The sequence below is a fragment of the Pseudomonas sp. Pseusp21 genome, from assembly GCF_059492145.1.
The window spans coordinates 2,229,162-2,243,348 of the sequence record NZ_CP168520.1 but is presented as its reverse complement, the minus strand read 5'-3'; the positions used below and the strand labels follow the sequence as shown (position 1 = coordinate 2,243,348).

The following is a 14,187-nucleotide window of genomic DNA, read 5'->3' as shown; positions in this document are numbered from 1 at the left end:
TCCTCAGGCTTCGGCTTGGGCTTTGATCAGGCGGTCGTAGGCGTCCTGATCCAGCAGCTTGGCGACGGCAGAAGCGTCGGCTGGCTTGAAGCGGAAGAACCAGCCTTCGCCCAGCGGATCTTCGTTGACCAGCTCAGGGCTGTCTTCCAGGGCCGGGTTGGTGGCCAGGACTTCACCGTCCAGCGGCATGTAAACGCCGCTGGCGGCTTTTACCGATTCCACGGTGGCGGCTTCGGCGCCTTTGTCGTACGCCTGCAATTCAGGCAGTTGCACGAACACCACGTCGCCCAGGGCGTTCTGCGCGAAAGCGGTGATGCCAACGGTGACAGAACCATCGGCTTCGGCGCGCAGCCATTCGTGATCTTCAGTAAAACGCAACTCGCTCATGGAATCTCCTAGGGGCCAGACTCGTCTGGTGGACGCGGTGGAATACTCGGGCGGCAATGCCCTGATTTTATGAGCGGTTACTTAGCAAGAACGCGGCCAACGTAAAAATATCGTTATAAATCAATTGCTTGATGGTTTTTCGGGCGAGCGCAAATACGTTAGCTGTAGCGAAATCGCTACAGCGTGGGGCGAAGAAAAAAGCTGAACCGGATCAAAGCCTTGCACAGCGGTGATCGGAGGAGGGTGTAGCGATATCGTTCCGCTGTAGCGCTTTCAGTACAGATGGAGGTCGTTTTTGGCGCGGTCTCAGGCTTTGCCCGGAATCCCATACTTGCGCAGCCGATGGGCAATTGCGGTGTGCGAGGTTTGCAGGCGGCTGGCCAGTTGGCGGGTCGAGGGGTAGCTGACGTAGAGTTTTTCCAGCAACGATTTCTCGAAGGCTTCCACCGCTTCTTCCAGGCTGTCGACGTCGGTGTCGGTCTGGCGTGCCACGGAGGTGCCGGCGATGTCGAGGTCGCCGATGTCCACCAGGCTGCTTTCGCAAATGGCGGCGGCGCGGAAGATCACGTTCTGTAATTGCCGCACGTTGCCCGGCCAGCGGTTGCCGAGCAGCGCCGGGTAAGTGCCCGGAGCGAGGCGGCAGACCGGTCGCTGGATCTGCGCGCAGGCCTGCTGCATGAAATAGCGCGCCAGCAACAGAATGTCCTGACCGCGTTCACGTAGCGGCGGTACTTCGACGTTGAGCACGTTGAGGCGGTAGAACAGGTCTTCGCGGAACAGGCCTTCGCTGACCATTTTCTCCAGGTCGCGGTGGGTCGCGCTGAGAATCCGCACGTTGACCTTTACCTCACGATCGCCGCCAACCCGACGGAAGCTGCCGTCATTGAGGAATCGCAGCAGTTTGGCCTGCAAGTACGGCGACATCTCGCCGATTTCGTCGAGGAACACCGTGCCCTGGTTGGCCAGCTCCATCAGCCCCGGTTTGCCGCCGCGTTGTGCGCCGGTGAAGGCGCCGGGGGCGTAGCCGAACAGTTCGCTCTCGGCGAGGTTCTCCGGCAGGGCCGCGCAGTTCAGTGCGAGGAAGGGTGCGCTGTGCCGGGCGCTGATGGCGTGACAGGCGCGGGCCACCAGTTCCTTGCCGGTGCCGGTTTCGCCCTGGATCAGCAGCGGTGCATCGAGGGCCGCGACGCGTTGGGCGCGGGCTTTGAGGGTGCGGATTGGCGGCGATTCACCGAGCAGCGCATCGAAACCTTCGGCATGGTCGTGATGCAGTGCCGACAGTTGTTCGCCGATGCGGTTGGGTTGATACAGCGTGAGCAGGGCACCGGCGTCGGTGATCGGCGTGGCGTCGAGCAACAGGGTCTGGCCATTGACGGTGATTTCCCGCAGCGGCAGGCGGAAGCCTTGTTCGAGCAGGGTTTCGAGCAGGCCGGGATCGTTGAACAGTTCCGAAACGCTTTCGCCCGCCGGCTCGCGACCGTACAGGGCGATCAGCGCGGGGTTGGCCAGCAGCACCTTGCCGGCGCTGTCCAGCGCCAGTACCGGGTCGGTCATCGCCGCGAGCAACGCATCGAGCTGCAAGTGCCGACGCTGGCCGGGGAGAATGTCGACCACGGTCACTGCTTCTACACCACGCACGCGAAACAGCGCATCTTTGAGTTCTTCGAGCACTTGCGGGCTCAGGGTCGGGGCGTCGATGTAGACGTTGGGCGGGATCATCTCCACTGCATCCAGATTGAGATTGCGCCCGCCGAGGATAGCCAGGACTTCCTGGGTGATGCCGACGCGGTCGATGAAGCTGACGTGGATACGCATGGGGCGGTTCTGGGTTCTGGAGTGCGGAGGGGGGCAAGTATGCCTTGATGGGGGACTGGGGTGAAATCTTGAGATCGGCGTCGTGCTCGAAAATCACCCCTCACCCCAGCCCTCCCGAAGCGTCGGACCGCCCGGAGGGAGAGGGAGCTGACCGAGGTGTATTGCGTGATACATCGACCTGAAGAATCGAGTCGATTATGGATTCAGCGAAGAGCTTTCAGGTCGGTGTAACCCTGAAGCATCCCCGGATCAGTCCCCTCTCCCTCCGGGCGGTCCGACGCTTCGGGAGGGTTAGGGTGAGGGGGCTTTTGGGGTTACTCGAAATGCTCGGGATTGACCGGATCCCCGGACTGCATATTCAGCTGCTTGCGGATGTCCTCAAACATCAGGTCGTAATGCTTATGCACCGAGCCGATCTGGCTGTGGCTCTTGGGAATGCCGTACTTTTCGGCAATCTGCGTCACGTTGCGAGCGAAGTTGTAGGCTTCCTCCTTGGGCAGAAAGAACGGTTCGTTGACCTCTTTGCCCTGCATGCTGCCATGCAGGGTGAACTGTATCCCTTTGCCTTTCTGGGGATCGGTGAACACTTCATAGTCGAGGTGCACGTTGTAATTGACGTCGTCGTCAGTCAATGCATGCCGCTCGATATGCAAATGACCGGGTTCGAACTGGGCCATGGTTTTCTCCTTTCAAGGCATGGGAGAAGGGCAGACCTGAGGTCTGCCCCCGGAGTTTCTTTTTATCGGTAGGTGATGCCCGGCGCTGCCGTGCTGACCCGCGTACCGGCGGTACCCTGGACGATGGCTTCGATGTCCGAGAGCGAACCGATCACCGCGACCTTGCCAGTATGGCGCGCAAACTCGCAGGCTGCCTGCACCTTCGGCCCCATGGAACCGGCGGCGAAGCCCAGGCGTTCGAGTTCGTCCGGGTGGGCCTGGGCAATCGCTTTCTCGGTGGGTTTCTTGAAGTCGATGTACGCCGCGTTGACGTCGGTGGCGATCACCAGTAAGTCCGCCTCCAGCTGTTCGGCCAGCAGCGCCGAGCACAGGTCCTTGTCGATCACCGCTTCGATGCCTTTGAGATTGCGGTGCTCGTCGTACATGGTCGGAATCCCGCCACCGCCGGCGCAGATCACGATGCTGCCCTTGTCCAGCAGCCACTTGATCGGGCGGATTTCGAAGATGCGTTTGGGCCGTGGGCTGGCCACCACACGGCGGAACTTGTCGCCGTCCGGGGCGATGGCCCAGCCTTTTTCGGCGGCGAGTTTTTCCGCTTCGGCCTTCTCGTAGACCGGGCCGATCGGCTTGGTCGGGTTCTTGAAGGCCGGGTCGTTGGCATCGACTTCGACCTGGGTGAGCAGGGTGGCGAACGGGACTTCGAAGTCCAGCAGGTTGCCCAGTTCCTGTTCAATGATGTAGCCGATCATGCCTTCGGTTTCGGCACCGAGCACGTCCAGCGGGTAAGGGGTGACGGAGGTGTAGGCCGCTGCCTGCAACGACAGCAGGCCGACTTGCGGGCCATTGCCGTGGGCGATGACCAGTTGGTTGCCGGGATGGATCTTGGCGATTTGCTCGGTGGCGATGCGGATGTTGGCGCGCTGGTTGTCAGCGGTCATCGGCTCGCCACGGCGGAGCAGGGCGTTACCGCCCAGGGCTACGACGATACGCATGGTGCATGTCCTTTTCGTGTTGTTCGCTGATCGTTCCCTCGCTCCCGCGTGGGAATGCATCCCGTGACGCTCTGCGTCACAGCGGACGCGGAGCGTCCGTGGCGGCATTCCGACGCAGACGGTTCGACGCCTCGACGTGGGAACGATCAGTGCCAAAGTCGGGTTACAGGTCTGCCAAAGTCGACACCAGAATCGCCTTGATGGTGTGCATGCGGTTTTCCGCTTGCTCGAAGGCGATGCAGGCTGGCGACTCGAACACGTCGTCGGTCACTTCGATGCCGTTTTTCAGGTGCGGATACTGTTCGGCGATCTGTTTGCCGACCTTGGTATCGCTGTTGTGGAACGCCGGCAGGCAGTGCATGAACTTGGTGCGCGGGTTGCCGGTGGCTTTCATCAGCTCGGCGTTGACCTGATACGGCAGCAGTTGCTGGATACGCTCGGCCCAGGCTTCCACCGGCTCGCCCATTGATACCCAGACGTCGGTGTGGATGAAGTCCACGCCCTTGACCGCGGCTTTCGGGTCTTCGGTCAGGGTGATGCGCGCGCCGCTTTCCTCTGCGTACTTCTTGCAGCGATCCACCAGGTCGTCATGCGGCCACAGGGCTTTCGGCGCGCAGATGCGCACGTCCATACCGAGTTTGGAGCCCACCAGCAGCAGCGAGTTGCCCATGTTGTTACGCGCGTCGCCCAGGTAGGCGTAGCTGATCTCGTGGATCGGCTTGTCGGCGTGCTCACGCATGGTCAGCACGTCGGCGATCATCTGGGTCGGGTGATATTCATCGGTCAGGCCGTTGAACACCGGCACGCCGGCGAACTTGGCCAGCTCTTCGACGATTTCCTGTTTGAAGCCACGGTACTCGATGGCGTCGTACATGCGACCCAGCACGCGGGCTGTGTCTTTCATGCTTTCCTTGTGGCCGATCTGCGAAGAGTTCGGGTCGATGTAGGTGACGTTGGCGCCCTGATCATAGGCGGCGACTTCGAACGCGCAGCGGGTGCGGGTCGAAGTTTTTTCGAAGATCAGGGCGATGTTGTTGCCCTTGAGGTGTTGCTGCTCGGTGCCGGTGTACTTGGCGCGCTTGAGGTCGCGGGACAGGTCGAGCAGGTAGCGCAGCTCACGTGGGGTGTGGTGTTCCAGGCTGAGCAGGTTACGGTTGTGAATATTGAAAGCCATGATGGATCTCCTTGGGTTTCGGTTATCCCCCTGGCCGCGCTGGATCAGCGCCGGCCAGGGCTCAAAGGTTTAGTAGTCGATTGGGTCGCGCACGATCGGGCAGGTCATGCAGTGGCCGCCGCCACGGCCACGGCCCAGTTCGCCGGCGCTGATGGTGATGACCTCCACGCCCGCCTTGCGCAGCAGGGTGTTGGTGTAGGTGTTGCGGTCGTAGCCGATGACCACGCCCGGCTCCACGGCCACCACGTTGTTGCCGTCATCCCATTGCTCGCGTTCGGCGGCGAAGCTGTTGCCGCCGGTTTCGACGACGCGCAGTTTCGGCAGGTTGAGGGCTTTGGCCACGACGTCGAGGAAGGTGCCTTCTTCGCGACGGATGTCGATGCCGCCCTGTTTGCTTTCGTCAGGGCGCAGGGTGAAGGCGACGATCTGGTTGACCACTTCCGGGAAAATCGTGACGAGATCGCGGTCGCAGAAGCTGAATACGGTATCCAAGTGCATCGCCGCTCGAGACTTCGGCAGGCCGGCGACGATGACTTTTTCCACGGCCTTGTTCTTGAACAGGTTCAGTGCCAGTTGGCCGATGGCCTGACGGGATGAACGCTCGCCCATACCGATCAGCACCACGCCGTTGCCGATCGGCATCACGTCGCCGCCTTCGAGGGTGGAACTGCCGTGATCCTTGTCCGGGTCGCCGTACCAGATCTCGAAATCGGCGTTGGTGAATTGCGGATGGAATTTGTAGATGGCGGTGGTCAGCAGGGTTTCCTGACGGCGCGCCGGCCAGTACATCGGGTTCAGCGTCACGCCACCGTAGATCCAGCAGGTGGTGTCGCGGGTGAACTGGGTGTTCGGCAGCGGCGGCAGAATGAAACTGGAGTGGCCGAGGAAGTCGCGGAACATCTGGATGGTCTTGCCACCGAAGCTGTCCGGCAGGTCATCGGCGGACACGCCGCCAATCAGGAATTCGGCGATGTGTCGCGGCTCCAGGCTTTTCAGCCAGGATTTGACTTCGTTGATCAGGCCCAGGCCCACCGAATCGGCGGTGACCTTGCGCTCAAGGATCCAGTCCAGCGCTTCAGGGATGGCGACGATGTCGGTCAGCAGATTGTGCATTTCGAGCACGTCGATCCCGCGCTCACGCATCTTGGTCACGAAGTCGAAGTGGTCGCGCTTGGCCTGGGCGACCCACAGCACGTCGTCGAACAGCAGTTCATCGCAGTTGTTCGGGGTCAGCCGCTGATGGGCCAGACCTGGGGAGCAAACCATGACTTTGCGCAGTTTGCCGGCTTCGGAATGGACGCCGTACTTAGCTTTTTCCGTGGTCATTTCAGTGATCCTCCAGAGTGAAAACGTTGGGCAACTACAGAGTCAGGAAGCCGTCATACAGTCCGTAGGCTGCCACCAGGGCGCCCACGACCACTGCGGCGAAAATCAGCTTCTCGACGTTGGTGAAAACCGGTTGTTTGAGTTCGAGCTTGGCCTTGGCGAACAGGATCGCGCCGGGGGCATAGAGCAGGGCCGAGAGCAGCAGGTACTTCACGCCACCGGCGTAGAGCAGCCACACCGCATAGATCAGGGCGATGCCACCGATGATCAGGTCCTTGCGCCGTTCGGCCGCGAAGCCTTCGTAGCTTTCGCCGCGCACCGCTAGCAGCAGGGCGTAGGCCGCCGACCACAGGTACGGCACCAGAATCATCGAAGTGGCGAGGTAGATCAGCGACAGGTAAGTGCTGGCCGAGAACAGGGTGATGATCAGGAACAGCTGCACCATCGCGTTGGTCAGCCACAGGGCGTTGACCGGCACGTGGTTGGCGTTCTCCTTGCGCAGGAACTCCGGCATGGTGTGGTCCTTGGCGGCGGCGAACATGATCTCCGCACACAGCAGCACCCACGACAGCAACGCCCCCAGCAGCGAGATGATCAGGCCGACGCTGATCAGCACCGCACCCCAGTGACCGACCACGTGTTCCAGCACGGCGGCCATCGACGGGTTCTGCAGTTTGGCCAGTTCCGGCTGGGTCATGATGCCCAGCGACAGCACGTTCACCAGCACCAGGAACAGCAGCACGGTGATGAAACCGATCACGGTGGCCTTGCCGACGTCCGAACGTTTTTCCGCCCGGGCCGAGAAGATGCTCGCGCCCTCGATGCCGATGAACACCCATACGGTGACCAGCATCATGTTGCGCACCTGGTTCATCACGCTGCCCAGATCCGGGTTTTTCACGCCCCAGATGTCGGCGGTGAAGATGTCCAGTTTGAAGGCGAAGATCGCGATCAGCACGAACAGCAGCAGCGGCACGACCTTGGCGACGGTGGTCACCAGGTTGATGAACGCCGCCTCCTTGATCCCGCGCAGCACCAGAAAGTGCACGCCCCACAACAGGACAGAGGCGCCGATCACAGCAGCAACGGTGTTGCCTTCCCCAAAAACCGGAAAGAAATACCCGAGGGTGCTGAACAGCAGAACGAAGTAACCGACGTTGCCCAGCCAGGCACTGATCCAGTAGCCCCAGGCCGAGGAGAAACCCATGTAATCGCCGAAACCGGCCTTGGCGTAGGCGTAGACACCGCCGTCCAGGTCAGGCTTGCGATTGGCGAGGGTTTGAAAGACGAAAGCGAGGGTGAGCATGCCGACAGCGGTGATGGCCCAGCCAATCAGAACCGCGCCGACGTCGGCACTGGCGGCCATGTTTTGTGGCAAAGAGAATATCCCGCCACCGATCATTGAGCCGACTACCAATGCAACCAGTGCACCTAGTCGTAGTTTTCCGGGAGCTTCAGACATTGCATGACTCCATTGCAGGAGAGAAGAGTTCACAGCGTAGTTCTGTTGGCTATTCAAACAGCTGACTTAGATCAGTGCATGGTCACATTCCATTGTTAATGAATGACTTATGAAACGTCTGATGGCATAAGGCTTCTGCCTGTAAGGCCTGTCCCAGAGGCTTTTGGCATATGTAGTTGGGAACTTTTCCTATTACTTTCGAGTTATCACGCTAGTCCGTTTTCAAGGTTTGGCAAATTTTTCGCCTCTGTTTTCAGTACAGAATCGAATTATCAGGATTCCCACACAAAACTGCCTATCCGTGCTATGCATTAGTGCCATCCGCTATATATAAGAGACGTTAATTGGCGTTATTCAATAAACGTACTTACGCTCTAACCGTTTGGTTAATACCGGTTACATCACCATGGGCGGCCAATGCCGACCTCGGGAACCTGGAGACGCTGGAATGTCGCAACCGACGCAAAAGCTGCGCCTTGGCGCACTGATCGCCCTGGTGGTGGGTTCGATGATTGGCGGGGGGATTTTTTCCTTGCCGCAAAACATGGCAGCCCGGGCCGATGCCGGCGCCATCCTGATCGGCTGGGGCATCACGGCGATCGGCATGCTCACCCTGGCTTTCGTGTTTCAGACCCTGGCCAATCGCAAACCGGAACTGGACTCCGGCGTGTATGCCTACGCCAAGGCCGGGTTCGGCGACTACATGGGCTTTTCTTCGGCGTGGGGTTACTGGATCAGTGCCTGGCTGGGCAACGTCGGGTATTTCGTGTTGCTGTTCAGCACCCTCGGCTACTTCTTTCCGGTGTTCGGCCAGGGCAACACGCCAATCGCCATCGGTTGCGCCTCGGTGTTGCTGTGGGCCGTGCATTTTCTGGTGATGCGCGGGATCAAGGAGGCGGCGCTGATCAATCAGTTGACCACCGTGGCCAAGATCATTCCGTTGATCATGTTCGTGGTCATTGCCGCCGTGGCGTTCAAGGCCGAGATTTTTACCCGCGACATCTGGGGCCGCAGCAACCCGAATTTCGGCGGTGTGATGGATCAGGTGCGCAACATGATGCTGGTCACGGTGTTCGTGTTCATCGGTATCGAAGGCGCCAGCGTTTACTCGGCCCGGGCGGAGAAGCGCACCGATGTGGGCCGTGCCACGGTGATCGGTTTCCTCGGTGTGCTGGCGCTGCTGGTGCTGGTCAATGTGTTGTCGCTGGGGATCATGAGTCAGCCGGAACTGGCGACCTTGCAGAACCCGTCGCTGGCCGCCGTGCTGGAACACATTGTCGGGCCATGGGGCGCGCTGCTGATCAGCGTGGGCCTGGCCATTTCGTTGCTCGGTGCGTTGCTGTCGTGGGCGCTGTTGTGCGCGGAGATTCTGTTCGCCACCGCCAAGGACAATACGATGCCGGCGTTCCTGAAAAAGGAAAACGCCAACCATGTGCCGGTCAATGCGTTGTGGCTGACCAATGTGATGATCCAGATTTTCCTGCTGATCACGCTGTTTTCCGCCGGCACTTACACCAGCCTGATTTACCTCGCCTCGTCGATGATTCTGGTGCCGTATCTGTGGTCGGCAGCCTATGCGGTATTGCTCAGCGGACGGGGTGAAACCTATGAGCATGCCTCCGCCGAACGCACCAAGGATCTGCTGATCGGCGGCATCGCGCTGTGTTACGCGGTGTGGCTGTTGTATGCCGGCGGGGTGAAATACCTGCTGTTGTCGGCGCTGCTGTATGCGCCGGGGGTGATCCTGTTCGCCAAGGCCAAGCATGAGCAGGGCGAGCCGTTGTTCACCACGCTCGAGAAGGGGATTTTCACCTGCGTCATCGCCGGGGCCGGGCTTGCGGCCTACGGGTTGTACAGCGGCGTGTTGTCTCTGTGAGGTTACGGCTCGACTATCAGGGATCTTTCGATTGGCCGGCGATGCTCGGGTTCCTCGCGAAAACGGTGGAGAGGTCACCACTGCGCCCGATGTGAACCCAATTCAGTTGCCGGCAAAGTCCACTGCAACGGCGTTCCAGCGATACGAAGCGGCGCTTGTAGCCGATGCGCCGGCCCCCAGGGTGTCTGCTCCACCAGCGAGCTTTGATCCTGTGGATTTTCCGGACGCAACGCTTCGTCAGTCCCAGCCCCATGCTCAACCAACAGCTTCGCCGTCCGCGCCAGCGACAACCGTGCCGATCCACCTCGACCACTGCGTAACCGTTCAGTCAGCAACCGAATCACACTCGCCGCCATCAGATACCCCGTCGCATGATCCAGCGCCTGCACTGGCAACGGCGTCGGTTTGTCAGCCTGCTTCCAGCGCTGTCCGGCCTCGGCAATCCCGCTGCTCATCTGCACCAGACTGTCGAAGCCCCGACGGTTCTGCCACGGGCCGCTCCAGCCGTAGGCGTTGAGGCAAACGTCGATCAGCCCCGGCGCGAGTTGCCGGCGACGTTCAACGCCGAAGCCGAGATGTTCAAGGGCGTCGGCACGATAACCGTGCAGAAGAATGTCGGCATCCTTGAGCAGGCTTTCAAACACTGCGCGATCTGCCGGAGCATGCAGATCCAGCCGCGCACAACGTTTGCCGAGGGTCACTTCCGGCACTACACCGGGTTCGTTCCAGGTCGGCGGATCGATGCGCAGCACATTGGCGCCCAGCCCCGCGAGGAAGCGGCTGGCGGTCGGGCCGGCCAGTACGCGGGTCAGATCGAGCACCTTGAGCCCGGCCAATGGCCGCGCCACCGAGCCTTGCCAGGGTTGATGGTTTTCTTCTTTCCCATTCCCGAAATGCACCAAGGGTTCGGCATTCACCGCCAACCCTTGCGGATGTTTTTGCCACTGTTCCCAACTGCGCATTTCAGCCGCACAACCCTTGGCCTCGACCACCGCTCGCTCCAGATCGGCACTGGCCCATTGCGCGACTTTCGCCGCCATCGCCGCGCGGTCGACACAGGCGCCGAGTACGCTTTCAGCGGCGGCGCGGTGATGCGGAGCGTTGGTGTGCAGGCGGATCCAGCCGTCTTTGGTCGCGTAGTCACCGGCTACCGGATCCCACAGCGGCGGCACTTCCCAGCCGATCGGTCTTAGTGAAGTGGCAAACCAGAACGAGGCCAGCCGACGGTCGACTTCAATGGCGGGCAAACGCCCGGTTTGCTGCTGAAGAAGTTCGGCGACGGCTTGCCCGGCAGCGGCAATGCTCGCGCAGGCCAGGTCGGTGACGGCAAACGCCGAGGGCAGGGCGCCCTCGCCGGTGAACGGAATCGGCGTGGGGGACAAGCCGAGCGCGGCTTGAATGGACGTGAGCAGATCGGTCATCGAAGGCCCTCCGGAAAGAGAGGGATGATAGTGCAAGGGGCGGCGTTATCAGATGAATTTCCGGGGGGAGTGATCCGGTTCAGCTTGGTCGAAGATTTATATGCGACCGTTCGTCAGGACTGTCAGATTTGACAGTGGGTTTCTTGGCTGAATCGGAATTTACTACTTCGAGTAGTAAAAAAAATCACTGCATGGAGATGTTGTTATGAATACTAAAACTGAATTTAATGATCATACGGACTTTAGGTTTGCGTTTCGGAATGGGTGGGTTTTTAACAGCTCGGCGGACATTGTATATCTAGAGCCTACCGATCCTGCTTTGATTTTTAATCACTCTGCAATACCAGAAGAAGGCGATCACTACCACGTAGTCTTAAAGATGGATAAGTATGTCGGAGCTATAGTCTTTGAGAAGGAGTATGAGGAATTTCCAGCGGGTAAGAAAATCTATCTGGAACTTAGTTTGAAGCTTAATATGCCTAATTCCTCCGCGCCGATATCTGTGGCTGTGAATCTTTCTGAAGATGAGGTTTTCAAGCAGGAAATACGATTGAAAGATGATTGGAAGAGATTTATTTTTGCTTTTAGTTCTTCTCGTGAGTTTGATAAAGGAAAGGTGAAACTTATTTTTGAAAATGCGTTAAGTAATGCGCTGACTGTTAATTTGGATGATATTACTCTCTATACATGACCATGAAGGGGGAGGTTTCTTCCTCCCCCTTTTTATTTTTGAGTGGAATGGTTGGCATTAGAAGTTGGGGGTTCTTATAGGTTTCGATTGTCAGGACGTTGAAATTATTGTCAGAGACGAATGGCTCGATGTCTGGGATTGCATGGAGAATCTGCTCGCGAAATGCAATCGGCAGCCAATCAAATGGTAACCGGCAGAGCTTTTTCGCGAGCAACACGAACCGTCGTATCGCACCTCCCAGAGGGAGGGAGGCTTATAGCGGCGGGCGTTATACGCGGAACTGATCCATCAATTTCATCTGCTGGCTGGCCAGGGCGTTGAGCTGGCTGCTGATCGCTGCCGATTCGGTGGCCTGTTCGGTCAGGGTTTCGGTGACGGTACGGATCGCCGAGACGTTGCGGTTGACCTCTTCGGCCACGGCGCTTTGCTGTTCGGCGGCGCTGGCGATTTGCAGGTTCATGTCGCTGATCACGGTGACCGCGTCGCTGATCTTGCCCAAAGCGTCCACGGCCTGGCGGATCTGACCGGCGTTGTTGTGGGCCTGGGTCTGGCTCGAGTGCATGGTCGCGACCACGCCACGGGTGCCGGTCTGGATGCGTTCAATGACCACGCGAATTTCTTCCACCGAATCCTGAGTACGCTTGGCCAGGTTACGGACTTCGTCGGCCACCACCGCAAAACCACGACCGCTTTCTCCGGCCCGGGCCGCTTCGATCGCGGCGTTCAGCGCCAGCAGGTTGGTCTGCTCGGCAATGCTGCGGATCACTTCCAGCACCGAACCGATCTGCTCGCTGTTGACTGCCAGCTCTTCGACCTCGGTCACCGCTCTGCTGACTTCGTCGGCCAGCTGATTGATGTCACGGGTGCTGCGCTCGATGATCGACATGCCGTCCTTGGCCGACTGATCGGCGCCTTTCGCCGCGTTGGCCGCATTCGAGGCGCTGTTGGCCACGTCGTGGGCGGTGGCGCTCATTTCGTTGGAGGCGGTGGCCACCTGATCGATCTCGCGGAATTGCACCTGCATGCCTTCACTGGTCTGGCGGGCGATTTCCGACGATTGATCGGCGGTGCCGCGAGCCTCGGTGATGCTCTGTTTGATTTGGGCGATGGTCGGTTGCAGCTTGTCGAGGAAGCGGTTGAACCAGTTCACCAGTTCGCCCAGTTCATCCTGCTTGGTGTAGTTCAGGCGCTGGGTCAGGTCGCCTTCGCCGCTGGCGATGTTCTTCAGCATTTCGGCGACGCTGTTGATCGGACGGGTCACGCCGGAGGCGGTGAGCCAGATCAGCAGCAGACCGATCAGGCCGGCGATCACGGCCACCGCCAATGCGGTAATCGTGCCGGTTTGCTGCGCGTCGTCGAGCACTGCCTGGAGCTTGACCGAGTCGGCCAGCAGCACTTGTTTCGGCAGGTCGATGACCACACCCCAGGCCTTGGAGTCGGCAATCGGGTTGACCGGATACACGGCGCGGATCAGGTCGCCCCGTTCGAGAATCTTCGGTGTGCCGGCACTCAGCAGCTGCAGCACGTCCTTGCCCTCGAGGCCGAGGGTGTCGCCGATGCTTTTGCCGACCTTGCCGGCATCCGCGCTGTAGGCACCGAGCACGCCGCTGCCGGAGACGATCAGCATGTGCCCGGCGCTGTTGAACAGGTCACGCTGAGAGTCCACGGCCGCTGCTTGCAGGGCGTCGAGGGCGATGTCGACACCGACCACGCCGATGGCCTTGCCGTCCACCAGCAGGGGCACGGAAATGGTGGTCATGAGCATTTCCTTGCCGCCCACGGTGTCAGCGTAAGGATCAAGCAGGCAGGTACGCTTGTTGTCGCGAGGGCAGGTGTACCAGCTGTTGTAAGGCGTGCCGCTGACGCTGAGGGTGGTCTTGTTCATGTCGTCTTCGACCATGATCGTGTTCAGCGACGGACCCGCAGCACGGCTCCAGTAACTGGCGAAACGTCCCGCCTCGTTGGACTGACGCGCGGCATCGTTGGCGAATTCGCTGTCCTTGCCGTCCAGTCCGTTGGGCTCGAACGCCAGCCAGATGCCAAGCACCTTGCTGTTGCGCTCGAAGGCGGTTTTCAGGCTCTGGTTCAACTCTTCACGCAGGGCCCCGGCGTCCAGCGAACGCTTGGCGGCCATCGCTCGCATGTCCTTGATCTGGTCGGCCAGCGCGGTGATCGCCAACAGGCTCTCGCCGAAGGTTTTCTGGACCCGCACCGCTTGCTCGGCAGCCTTGGCCTGCAACAGGTTCTGCACACTGGCGGTGAGCATCTTGCTGCTGGAAGCACTGACCAGTTCGTCGTTCTGGTTGGTCTGGTAAATGTTGATGCCAACGATCAGCGCCACCACACCGAGCAGGCACAGGCCGGAG

At 59.9% G+C, this 14,187-nt stretch carries 11 protein-coding genes and 1 pseudogene; 2 read left to right on the top strand and 10 right to left on the bottom strand.

The window, feature by feature from the left end; translation table 11 throughout:
• Positions 1 to 3: 3 nt before the first annotated feature.
• The 7 genes from gcvH to arcD (ACEN93_RS10105) all read right to left on the bottom strand — a co-directional run bounded on the left by gcvH (position 4) and on the right by arcD (ACEN93_RS10105) (position 7,833).
• Positions 4 to 387 carry a glycine cleavage system protein GcvH gene (gene gcvH / locus ACEN93_RS10135; RefSeq protein WP_074688335.1) on the bottom strand — a complete coding sequence of 128 codons (384 nt, stop codon included), beginning with the start codon at positions 385 to 387 and terminating at the stop codon, positions 4 to 6.
• Positions 388 to 693: 306 nt separating this feature from the next.
• On the bottom strand, positions 694 to 2,202 hold the full coding sequence (gene gcsR, locus ACEN93_RS10130) for a transcriptional regulator GcsR (protein WP_011335629.1): 1,509 nt from the start codon (positions 2,200 to 2,202) through the stop codon (positions 694 to 696).
• 314 nt (positions 2,203 to 2,516) lie between these two features.
• Complete coding sequence (locus ACEN93_RS10125) at positions 2,517 to 2,879, bottom strand: DUF5064 family protein (protein WP_039766036.1); 363 nt, start codon at positions 2,877 to 2,879, stop codon at positions 2,517 to 2,519.
• A 62-nt stretch (positions 2,880 to 2,941) separates the two neighbouring features.
• On the bottom strand, positions 2,942 to 3,871 hold the full coding sequence (gene arcC / locus ACEN93_RS10120) for a carbamate kinase (protein ID WP_039766038.1): 930 nt from the start codon (positions 3,869 to 3,871) through the stop codon (positions 2,942 to 2,944).
• Positions 3,872 to 4,034: 163 nt separating this feature from the next.
• Entirely contained in the window at positions 4,035 to 5,045 is a 1,011-nt protein-coding gene (locus tag ACEN93_RS10115) for an ornithine carbamoyltransferase (protein WP_039766039.1), read from the bottom strand.
• Positions 5,046 to 5,114: 69 nt separating this feature from the next.
• The gene (gene arcA / locus ACEN93_RS10110; protein WP_127799552.1) at positions 5,115 to 6,371 is read right to left on the bottom strand and encodes an arginine deiminase; all 1,257 of its coding nucleotides are present in this window, start codon (positions 6,369 to 6,371) and stop codon (positions 5,115 to 5,117) included.
• Between the two features lie 34 nt (positions 6,372 to 6,405).
• Complete coding sequence (gene arcD, locus ACEN93_RS10105) at positions 6,406 to 7,833, bottom strand: arginine-ornithine antiporter (protein ID WP_039766045.1); 1,428 nt, start codon at positions 7,831 to 7,833, stop codon at positions 6,406 to 6,408.
• Positions 7,834 to 8,281: 448 nt separating this feature from the next.
• On the opposite strand from arcD (ACEN93_RS10105), the gene arcD (ACEN93_RS10100) reads away from it, so the two are divergent.
• Entirely contained in the window at positions 8,282 to 9,709 is a 1,428-nt protein-coding gene (gene arcD, locus ACEN93_RS10100; protein ID WP_074688331.1) for an arginine-ornithine antiporter, read from the top strand.
• 74 nt (positions 9,710 to 9,783) lie between these two features.
• Here arcD (ACEN93_RS10100) and ACEN93_RS10095 read toward each other — a convergent pair whose 3' ends face one another.
• The gene (locus ACEN93_RS10095) at positions 9,784 to 11,130 is read right to left on the bottom strand and encodes a CoA transferase (protein ID WP_495611359.1); all 1,347 of its coding nucleotides are present in this window, start codon (positions 11,128 to 11,130) and stop codon (positions 9,784 to 9,786) included.
• 205 nt (positions 11,131 to 11,335) lie between these two features.
• Here ACEN93_RS10095 and ACEN93_RS10090 point away from each other — a divergent pair, with 205 nt between their 5' ends.
• Positions 11,336 to 11,821 carry a hypothetical protein gene (locus tag ACEN93_RS10090; protein ID WP_103386015.1) on the top strand — a complete coding sequence of 162 codons (486 nt, stop codon included), beginning with the start codon at positions 11,336 to 11,338 and terminating at the stop codon, positions 11,819 to 11,821.
• 268 nt (positions 11,822 to 12,089) lie between these two features.
• On the opposite strand, the gene ACEN93_RS10085 is transcribed toward ACEN93_RS10090, so the two are convergent.
• Together ACEN93_RS10085 and ACEN93_RS10080 are read right to left on the bottom strand one after the other, a co-directional pair.
• Positions 12,090 to 12,845, bottom strand: a complete 756-nt coding sequence (locus ACEN93_RS10085; protein ID WP_408980490.1) for a methyl-accepting chemotaxis protein — start codon at positions 12,843 to 12,845, stop codon at positions 12,090 to 12,092.
• A gap of 102 nt (positions 12,846 to 12,947) precedes the next feature.
• Positions 12,948 to 13,955: pseudogene (locus ACEN93_RS10080) on the bottom strand (methyl-accepting chemotaxis protein); the annotation flags it as partial.
• Between the last annotated feature and the right edge of the window lie 232 nt (positions 13,956 to 14,187).

Coding starts and splice junctions, on each gene's coding strand:
- gcvH (WP_074688335.1), bottom strand. CDS start 387: ATGAGCGAGTTGCGTTTTACTGAAGATCACGAATGGCTGCGCGCCGAA.
- arcD (WP_074688331.1), top strand. CDS start 8,282: ATGTCGCAACCGACGCAAAAGCTGCGCCTTGGCGCACTGATCGCCCTG.
- ACEN93_RS10125 (WP_039766036.1), bottom strand. CDS start 2,879: ATGGCCCAGTTCGAACCCGGTCATTTGCATATCGAGCGGCATGCATTG.
- ACEN93_RS10115 (WP_039766039.1), bottom strand. CDS start 5,045: ATGGCTTTCAATATTCACAACCGTAACCTGCTCAGCCTGGAACACCAC.
- ACEN93_RS10095 (WP_495611359.1), bottom strand. CDS start 11,130: ATGACCGATCTGCTCACGTCCATTCAAGCCGCGCTCGGCTTGTCCCCC.
- arcD (WP_039766045.1), bottom strand. CDS start 7,833: ATGTCTGAAGCTCCCGGAAAACTACGACTAGGTGCACTGGTTGCATTG.
- gcsR (WP_011335629.1), bottom strand. CDS start 2,202: ATGCGTATCCACGTCAGCTTCATCGACCGCGTCGGCATCACCCAGGAA.
- ACEN93_RS10085 (WP_408980490.1), bottom strand. CDS start 12,845: ATGCAGGTGCAATTCCGCGAGATCGATCAGGTGGCCACCGCCTCCAAC.
- ACEN93_RS10090 (WP_103386015.1), top strand. CDS start 11,336: ATGAATACTAAAACTGAATTTAATGATCATACGGACTTTAGGTTTGCG.
- arcA (WP_127799552.1), bottom strand. CDS start 6,371: ATGACCACGGAAAAAGCTAAGTACGGCGTCCATTCCGAAGCCGGCAAA.
- arcC (WP_039766038.1), bottom strand. CDS start 3,871: ATGCGTATCGTCGTAGCCCTGGGCGGTAACGCCCTGCTCCGCCGTGGC.